This window comes from Sutterella sp. (assembly GCF_052272535.1).
Lineage (GTDB): Bacteria > Pseudomonadota > Gammaproteobacteria > Burkholderiales > Burkholderiaceae_F > Sutterella.
This window is the reverse complement of the sequence record NZ_DAVZJY010000097.1, coordinates 1-8,615: the sequence shown is the minus strand read 5'-3', so window position 1 is coordinate 8,615 and position 8,615 is coordinate 1. Positions and strand designations below refer to the sequence as shown.

Genomic DNA, 8,615 nt, shown 5'->3' with positions numbered 1-8,615 from the left:
CCCCGGCGGGCGCCCGCCGGGCCGGCTTTTTATAATGCCGCCGTTTCTCCTTCTTCAGGCCGCGCGACCCGTGTCCGCCGCCCAACATGAGGTCTCCTCGTGCCGACTCCCCGCAACAACAAGAAGTCCGCCGGCGCCCCGAAGCGCTCCACCTTCTGGAGCATCCTGCGCTGGACCGTCGGCGTGTGCGCCGCGGGCGCCGCCTCCGGCGTGCTTCTGTGCGTCTTCGTCTTCGCCTACATCTATCAGCAGCTCCCGCCGATCGACGCCCTCACGGACTACCGTCCGAAGGTGCCGCTGCGCGTCTGGAGCGCCGACGGAAAGCTCATCGGCGAATTCGGCGAGGAGCGGCGCGACTTCGTGAAGATCGCCGACGTGCCGCAGCACGTGAAGGACGCGATCCTCTCGGCCGAGGACGACGGGTTCTACGAGCACCCGGGCATCGAAGTGACGGGCATCCTGCGCGCGGCCGTGATCAACGTCCTCACGGGCCGCCGCGGCCAGGGCGGCTCGACCATCACGATGCAGGTGGCGAGGAACTTCTTCCTCACGACGCAGCGCACTTACACGCGCAAGCTCTATGAGATCGCCATGTCCTTCAAGATCGAGCACGAGCTCACGAAGGACCAGATCCTCGAGATCTACATGAACCAGATCTACCTCGGGCAGCGCGCCTACGGCTTCGCCTCCGCGGCGCGGACGTACTTCGGCCGGCCGCTCGACCAGATCTCCGTGGGCGAGGCGGCGACGATCGCCGGCCTGCCCGTGGCGCCCTCGGCCTACAACCCGATCGTCAACCCAACGCGCGCGACGATGCGCCGCAACTACGTGCTGCGCCGCATGTACGACCTCGGGCGCATCGACGAGCTCACCTACCAGACGGAGAAGTCGCTCCCGATGCAAGTGCGCAAGGCCGTGGAGCCCGACGCGCCGGTGAACACCAACGCCTCGGCCGACACCGTCACGGCGCACTACGCCGCCGAACTCGCGCGCATGCTGATGTACGACATCTTCGGCAGCGAAACCTATACGCGCGGCCTGAACGTCTACACGACGATCCGCACCGAAGAGCAGCGCGCCGCGGTCGAGTCCGTGCGCCGCCATCTGATCGCCTACGACCACCGCTACGGCTACCGCGGCCCCGAGGGCCGCGTCGATCTCGGCGCCGCGGCGGACCGTCCGAAGGTGATCCGCGCCGCGCTCGAGCACCGGACCTCCTCGCCCTTCATGCTCCCAGCGGTGGTGCTCGAAGCCTCGCCCAAGAAGATCGTCGCGGCGATCTCGCCCACGGAAACCGTGGAGCTCGATGAGGAGAGCCTGCGCTTCGCGCGGCGCCACCTCGCCGCGAAGCCCGCCCGCGGAATCGAGCCGATCGTGCCGGGCTCGATCATCCGCGTGATGCATCCGCTCAGCGGCAAGAACGCCGACAAGATCTGGACGCTCGGACAGGTGCCGCGCGTCGAGACGGCCTTCGTCGCGGCGGACTTCAACACGGGCGCCGTGCATGCACTCGTGGGCGGGTTCGACTTCAACCTCAACATGTTCAACCACGTCACGCAGGCGTGGCGGCAGCCGGGCAGCTCCTTCAAACCCTTCATCTACTCGGCCGCGCTCGAGCGCGGCTTCACGCCCGCGACGGTGATCAACGACGCGCCGATCTCGATCGACCCGAAGCTCACCGGCGGCAAGCTTTGGGAGCCGAAGAACTACGAGGGGCGCTTCGACGGCCCGATGCCGCTCTACCGCGCGCTCGAGCTCTCGAAGAACCTCGTCTCGATCCGCATCATGCAGGCGATCACGCCCGCCTATGCGCAGCAGTACATCGAGCGCTTCGGGTTCGCCGCGAAGAACCACCCGGCCAACCTCCCGATGGCGCTCGGCGCGGGCAGCGTCACGCCCTGGCAGATGTTGGGCGGCTACATGGTCTTCGCCAACGGCGGCTACCGCGTGCAGCCCTACCTCATCGACCGCGTCACCGACGCGACGGGCGCAACCCTGATGCAGGCGACGAACCGCCAGGCGGGCGACCCCTCGATCCGCGCCGTGGACGAGCGCAACGCCTTCGTGATGAACTCGCTCCTGCACCGCGTCGCGGTGAACGGCACCGCGCGGCGCGCCACCGCACTCCTCAAGCGCGACGACATCGCCGGCAAGACGGGCACCTCGAACGACAGTCAGGACGCCTGGTTCTGCGGCTACGCGGGCAACACGGTCGCCGTGGGCTGGATGGGCTACGACCAGCCCAAGCCCCTCGGCAGCCGCGAGACGGGCGGCGGCCTCGTGCTGCCGATCTGGGTGGACTACATGCGCACCGCGCTCAAGGACGTTCCCGAAACCACCCGCGTGCAGCCCGAAAGCGTGGTCGAGCGCGACGGGCTCTACTTCTATCGCGATCCGGTGGGCGGAGTGGACGACGCCTCGGCGCTCTCCGTCGACCAGGCGGCGCGCGACCTCGTGCGCGACCAGATCTTCTGACGCGGCTCAGAACGCCTCGGCAGAACCCCCCGCGAAAAGAAGGCCCGCCGGTCCGGCCGCGGAGCGGCCGGCTTCGGCGGGCCCGATAAAATGTGGAGCGCGTGCGTGCGCGGCGCCTCAGTGGCCGCGGGCGATGAGCGCGTCCAGGGCCTCGAAGAGCACCGTGCGGATGTTCCGTCCATCGCGCGACGAGATCCAGTCGCCCGCCCGGGGGGCGAAGTGATAGCCCCCGAGATGCGAGGCGAGCCAGATCTCCTGCATGGGCGCCTGGATGTTCACCACGACCTCGGCGCCGTCCTCGAGCTCGATGGTGAGGACGTTGCCGCTGCGCGTGCAGTCCGCATCGTCGTACTTCGCCTCGACCTCGTCCTGCAGGCGGTTCATCTCCGCCTCGGCGAGTTCGAGAAATTCCGTTTCCGTCATTGCGTTTCCCTCAATGAAAAAAACCTTCGCCGCCGGCATCGCCGGCATCACTCTGCTCCTCACGCTCGCCCTTTCGGGGTGCGGACTGAAGGGGCCGCTCTACATGCCCGACGAACCGCCCGCCGCAACCGGCGCCGCTGGAGACTGAACCATGGCCGAGAATCTTAACCGTCCCGACTCCCTTTCGACGGGCGTGGGCTTCTGGCGCACGCCCGAGGGCGAGCTCTTCTGCGAGGACGTTGCGCTCGCGGACGTCGCCCGGCGCTACGGCACGCCCGTCTACGTCTATTCCCGCGCGGCCGTCGCCGAACGCGTGCGCGCCTACGAGGCGGCCTTCGGCGACGCGCCCCACCAGGTCTGCTACGCCGTCAAGGCCGCGAGCACGCGCGGCATCCTCGAGCTCGTCGCCTCGCTCGGCGCGGGCTTCGACTGCGTGAGCGGCGGAGAGATCCTACGCGCCCTCGAGGCGGGTGGCGATCCGAAGAAGATCGTCTACTCGGGCGTGGGCAAGGGCGAGGCGGACATCGCCTTCGCGCTCGAGGCGGGCATCCGGTGCTTCAACATCGAGAGCCCCGCGGAGCTCGACCGCATCCACGACGTCGCCCTCGCGCTTGGGCGCACCGCGCACGTCTCGGTGCGCGTCAACCCCAACATCGACGCGCACGTGGACGCGCACGTCGCGACGGGACTCGGCGACTCGAAGTTCGGCGTGAAGCTCACCGAGGTGATCCCGCTCTACGAGAAGGCCGCGAAGCTCCCGAACATCCACATCGAGGGCATCTCCTGCCACATCGGCAGCCTCGTCGAATCCGTCGCCCCGTATCTGCAGATGGTCGAGGTGCTCGCGAAGTTCGTCAACGAGCTTCAGAAGCGCGGCATCACGCTCTCGCACATCGACCTCGGCGGCGGTGCGGGCGTCGCCTACCACCCCGAGGAGAAGGCCCTTGAGCCCTCCGTGCTCATCCCCGCCCTCGTCGAAGCGGTGCGGCGCGAAGTGCACATTCCCGACATCGAGATCTTCGTCGAGCCCGGCCGCTCGATCATCGCGCAGGCGGCGGTGCTCCTCACGACCGTGCAGTACCTGAAGTCGGGGCTCTTCGAGCGGCAGTTCTGCATCGTGGACGCCTCGATGACCGAGCTCATCCGTCCGGCGATCTACGGCAGCTACCACGCGATCGAGCCCGTGCGCCCCAATCCGAAGGCGAAGCGCCAGATCCTCAACGTGGTCGGCCCCGTGTGCGAGTCCACCGACTTCCTCGGCAACGACCGCGACCTCGCCGTCGAGGCGGGCGACCTGCTCGCCGTGCGCACCGCGGGCGCCTACGGCATGTCGATGGCCTCGACCTACAACTCCCGGCCGCTGCCGATGGAGGTGATGGTCGACGGCGGCCGGGTGCTGCCGCTGCGCCGCCCGCAGACGGTGCTCGACCTCTCGGCGGGCGAGGCGCGGCTCGGCTTCGCCTCCCCGGCCGTCGACCCCGCGCACGCCGACCGGCTCTTCGAGGAGGCCCTCGGCTTCGCGCAGCGCCGCCGCGTCGCCGACTGACGGCGGCCGCAGGCGAAAATTCTGTAGAATCAATCAACGCCGGATTCCGGGAGCTCCCCGGAATGCGGCGTTTTTTGTGTCCGCACTCCGCCGCGCGGACTGCTCCGAACACTCCGCGTGCGGGCCCGAAGGGGGCCGCGCGCCCAGGCCCCTTGAGGAGGCACCGATCCATGCACATCGAAAACACCGTCCGTCTCGACTTCAAGGACGTCCTCATCCGCCCGAAGCGCTCCACCCTCACGAGCCGCAGCGAGGTGGACATCACGCGCGAGTTCAAGTTCCGCCACTCCCCCGAGGCGTACCACGCCATCCCGATCATCGCGGCGAACATGGACACGACGGGCACCTTCGAGATGGCCCGTGCGCTCGGCCGTCACGGCATGTCCACGGCGCTGTGCAAGCACTATTCGGTCGAGGAGTACGTCGCGTTCTTCTCCGAGCTTGAGGCGAAGCACACGGCCTTCTACTCGCTCGGCATCTCGGACTCGGACTGGGAGAAGTTCCTCGCCGTGCGCGCCAAGGCTCCGCAGGGCGCGGTGAAGTACCTCTGCATCGACGTCGCCAACGGCTACACCGAAGCCTTCGTCGCCTTCGTGAAGAAGGCCCGCGAGGCCTGCCCGGAATGCGTCGTGATGGCGGGCAACGTCGTCACGGGCGACATGACCGAAGAGCTCCTCCTCGCGGGCGCCGACATCGTCAAGGTCGGCATCGGGCCGGGCTCGGTCTGCACGACCCGCAAGATGACGGGCGTCGGGTACCCGCAGCTCTCCGCGATCATCGAGTGCGCCGACGCCGCGCACGGCCTCGGCGGGCGCATCTGCGCCGACGGCGGCTGCACGGTACCGGGCGACATCGCCAAGGCCTTCGGCGGCGGCGCCGACTTCGTGATGCTCGGCGGCATGCTCGCCGGCCACGACGAGGCCGCGGGCGACACGGTCAAGCTCGAGGGCAAGCTCTACAAGCGCTTCTACGGCATGAGCAGCAAGGACGCGATGGACAAGTACGCGGGCGGCGTCGCCAAGTACCGCGCCGCCGAAGGGAAGTCCGTGCTGATCCCGGCGCGCGGTCCCGTTGAGGACACCGTGCAGGGGATCCTCGGCGGCGTGCGCTCAGCGTGCACCTACGTGGGCGCGCGGCGGCTCAAGGAGCTCACGATGCGCACGACCTTCATCCGCACCACGATGCAGACGAACGACGTCTTCGGCCGGAGCCTCTGACGACGGCGCGCGGGGGCGGCGTCCGCCGCCTCCGGCCAAAGCGCTTTAACCCGCGGGTAAGATCGGATTTCTACGATAATGAGGCTTTTTCCCGGTGATGTCCGGGGCGTTCCGGGGCCGCAGCGCCTCGCCCTGCGCACCGTCCTTTTTTCGGATTCCGTTTCTCCGTGAGCCTCTTCGATTCCGCCCGCTTCCAAATTTCCGCCGCCAAGCTCTCCGGCCTGCCGACGGACCTTGAGCCCGAAATCGCCTTCGCCGGCCGTTCCAACGCCGGCAAGTCGACCACGATCAACGTGCTCACGCGCAAGACGCGCCTCGCCTTCGCCTCGAAGACGCCCGGGCGCACGCAGCTCATCAACTTCTTCGAACTCTCGCGCAAGACGCCCGACGGGCGCGCGCGCGAAACGGTCGGCCGCCTCGTGGACCTGCCGGGCTACGGCTTCGCCAAGGCAAACGAGTCCGTGCGCGGCTCCTGGTCCGACCTCGTGGGCGGCTACATCGCCAAGCGCGAGCAGCTCGCGGGCCTTGTGATCGTGATGGACGCGCGCCGTCCCTTCATGCCGACCGACGAGTGGCTCATCGAGTTCATGCGCGGCCGCCCCGAAGTGAAGATGCTCTGGCTACTCAACAAGTGCGACCAGATCAAGAACATGGAGCGCCGCGCCACCCTGAAGGCGGCCGAAGCCCGCGCCGCGGCCTTCGGTCCCCAGGTGAGCGTGCAGTTCTTCTCCGGTCTGAAGCGCGAGGGCGTCGAAGAGCTCGCCCGCACGCTCGAATCCTGGCTGCCGGCGCCCGCCGCCCCCGCCGCCGCGGCTCCCGTTTCCACCCGAAGCGAAGGCTCCGGGTCCACTCAGAGGTAATTTCCAAATGCAGACTCTTGGTGCCTATCCGATGGTGCGCATGCGCCGCATGCGTCATGACGACTTCTCCCGCCGCCTCATGCGCGAGAACGTGGTCACGCCGAACGACCTCATCCTTCCGGTCTTCGTGATGGAGGGGGCCGCCCGACGCGAGTCCGTGCCGAGCATGCCCGGCGTGGACCGCCTCACGATCGACGAGCTTCTGAAGGTCGCCGGCGAATGCGTCGAGCTCGGCATCCCGATGATCGCGCTCTTCCCGCACATCGAGGACGACCTCAAGACCCCGGACGGCCGCGAGGCGGCCAATCCCGACGGCCTCATTCCGCGCGCCGTCAAGGCCCTGAAGGCCGCCTACCCGCAGCTGGGCGTGATGTGCGACGTCGCGCTCGACCCGTACACGACCCACGGCCAGGACGGCCTCATCGACGAGACGGGCTACATCCTCAACGACGAGACGATCGAGATGCTCGTGCGCCAGGTGATGGCCCAGGCGAAGGCGGGTGCGGACGTGGTCGCCCCGTCCGACATGATGGACGGCCGCATCGGCGTGATCCGCAAGGCGCTCGAAGCCGAAGGCCTCATCAACACGCGCATCATGGCCTACTCGGCCAAGTACGCCTCGAGCTACTACGGCCCGTTCCGCGACGCCGTCGGTTCCTCCTCGAACCTCGGCAAGTCGAACAAGGCCGTCTACCAGCAGGACCCGGCCAACGGCAACGAGGCGCTCTGGGAGGTGGGGCTCGACCTCGCCGAAGGCGCCGACATGGTGATGGTCAAGCCGGGCGTGCCCTACCTCGACGTTCTCTGGCGCGTGAAGCAGGAGTTCGGCGCGCCGACCTTCGCCTATCACGTGTCGGGTGAATACGCGATGATCAAGTTCGCCGCCGCCGCGGGCGCAATCGACGAGAAGAAGATCACCTTCGAGACGATGGTGTGCTTCAAGCGTGCGGGCGCCGACGGCATCCTCACGTACTGCGCGCTCGACGTCGCGCGCTGGATCAAGGAAGGCTACAGCTACTAAGGCGACCCGCCTGAAGCCGAGGCCATCTGAAGAAGAACGGCCCGCCGCTCCCTCCTGAGGGGACGGCGGGCCGTTCTTCATTCTGCTGAAGGTCCGGGCGGTCAGAAGCTTTCCTTGAAGCGGCGCAGCTCCCGCCCCTCGCGCTTCGTCGGACGCCCCTGCCGGATCGTGGTCGAGGGTTCGAACGCGAGCTTCATGGCGGCCTTCTTCGTCTCGCGGGCGACGCGGCTCTCCTCGGTCTCGCGGTAGAGCTGCTGCGCTGCGGCGGCGGGACCGCGGACGTTGGAGAGCCCCTCGACGTAGACGGTGAAGGTCTCCTCGCCGCGGTGGATCTCCAGCCGGTCGCCGACGCGCACGTCGCGCGAGGGCTTGGCGCGCTGCCCGCCCACGAGGACACGCCCGAGCCCCACCTCGTCCTGTGCGAGCGAGCGGGTCTTGAAGAAGCGGGCGGCCCAGAGCCATTTGTCGATGCGCATGCTGTCCATGAGGTCTCTCTCCTGCGGATATGCAAAAGCCCGCGCCTCCACGATGGGAGAGAGCGGGCTCTCGACGGGTTCGGATCCGGCGCACCTCACGAGGGGCGCGCCGCGGACCGATTACTCAGCCTTGACGTCCTCGGCGGGAGCGGCGGCGGCGGCGGGAGCCGGCGCGGCGACTTCCTCAACGGCGGCGGCGCGCTCGGTGAGTTCCATGTAGGCCATCGGGGCGTTGTCGCCGTTGCGGAAGCCCATCTTCAGGATGCGGGTGTAGCCGCCCTGACGGTTGGCGAAGCGCGGAGCGACTTCGTTGAAGAGCTTGACGACGACGTCGCGGTCGCGCAGGCGGTTGAAGGCGAGGCGCTTGTTGGCGACGGTGGGCTCCTTGGCGAGCGTGATCAGGGGTTCGACGACGCGGCGCAGCTCCTTGGCCTTCGGCAGCGTGGTGCGAATCGCTTCATGCGTGATGAGCGAGCAGGCCATGTTGCGGAGCATGGAGAGGCGGTGCGAGGAGGTGCGGTTGAGCTTGCGGTAGCCGTTGCGGTGACGCATTTTTTTGCTTCCTTGAATCTAAAAAATCCGGCCGGCGCGGATGCG

General features: G+C 68.1%; 9 protein-coding genes. 6 read left to right on the top strand and 3 right to left on the bottom strand.

Translation table 11 applies throughout. The annotated features are described in order from the left end of the window. Window positions 1-99 precede the first annotated feature (99 nt). Window positions 100-2,475, top strand: a complete 2,376-nt coding sequence (locus tag ACT6Y9_RS06300; protein ID WP_443743894.1) for a penicillin-binding protein 1A — start codon at window positions 100-102, stop codon at window positions 2,473-2,475. Between the two features lie 117 nt (window positions 2,476-2,592). On the opposite strand, the gene cyaY is transcribed toward ACT6Y9_RS06300, so the two are convergent. Further along, window positions 2,593-2,898, bottom strand: coding sequence for an iron donor protein CyaY (cyaY, locus tag ACT6Y9_RS06295; protein ID WP_295478641.1), 306 nt, complete (start codon window positions 2,896-2,898; stop codon window positions 2,593-2,595). 13 nt (window positions 2,899-2,911) lie between these two features. On the opposite strand from cyaY, the gene lptM reads away from it, so the two are divergent. The 5 genes from lptM (at window position 2,912) to hemB (ending at window position 7,542) form a co-directional block, all read left to right on the top strand. Then, a complete protein-coding gene (gene lptM / locus ACT6Y9_RS06290; RefSeq protein WP_295478638.1) occupies window positions 2,912-3,046 on the top strand; it encodes an LPS translocon maturation chaperone LptM in 135 nt (44 codons plus the stop codon). A 3-nt stretch (window positions 3,047-3,049) separates the two neighbouring features. Further along, the gene (lysA, locus tag ACT6Y9_RS06285; protein ID WP_443743893.1) at window positions 3,050-4,444 is read left to right on the top strand and encodes a diaminopimelate decarboxylase; all 1,395 of its coding nucleotides are present in this window, start codon (window positions 3,050-3,052) and stop codon (window positions 4,442-4,444) included. A gap of 170 nt (window positions 4,445-4,614) precedes the next feature. Continuing rightward, window positions 4,615-5,661 (top strand): GMP reductase, encoded by a 1,047-nt coding sequence (locus ACT6Y9_RS06280; RefSeq protein WP_443743892.1) that lies wholly within the window; start codon window positions 4,615-4,617, stop codon window positions 5,659-5,661. A 167-nt stretch (window positions 5,662-5,828) separates the two neighbouring features. After that, window positions 5,829-6,521 (top strand): ribosome biogenesis GTP-binding protein YihA/YsxC, encoded by a 693-nt coding sequence (gene yihA / locus ACT6Y9_RS06275; protein WP_295478629.1) that lies wholly within the window; start codon window positions 5,829-5,831, stop codon window positions 6,519-6,521. Between the two features lie 7 nt (window positions 6,522-6,528). Next, a complete protein-coding gene (hemB, locus tag ACT6Y9_RS06270) occupies window positions 6,529-7,542 on the top strand; it encodes a porphobilinogen synthase (RefSeq protein WP_443743891.1) in 1,014 nt (337 codons plus the stop codon). A 101-nt stretch (window positions 7,543-7,643) separates the two neighbouring features. On the opposite strand, the gene ACT6Y9_RS06265 is transcribed toward hemB, so the two are convergent. Both ACT6Y9_RS06265 and rplQ read right to left on the bottom strand, forming a co-directional pair. Beyond that, window positions 7,644-8,027 carry an RNA-binding S4 domain-containing protein gene (locus tag ACT6Y9_RS06265; RefSeq protein ID WP_295478621.1) on the bottom strand — a complete coding sequence of 128 codons (384 nt, stop codon included), beginning with the start codon at window positions 8,025-8,027 and terminating at the stop codon, window positions 7,644-7,646. Between the two features lie 111 nt (window positions 8,028-8,138). After that, window positions 8,139-8,570 carry a 50S ribosomal protein L17 gene (gene rplQ, locus ACT6Y9_RS06260; protein ID WP_295478618.1) on the bottom strand — a complete coding sequence of 144 codons (432 nt, stop codon included), beginning with the start codon at window positions 8,568-8,570 and terminating at the stop codon, window positions 8,139-8,141. Between the last annotated feature and the right edge of the window lie 45 nt (window positions 8,571-8,615).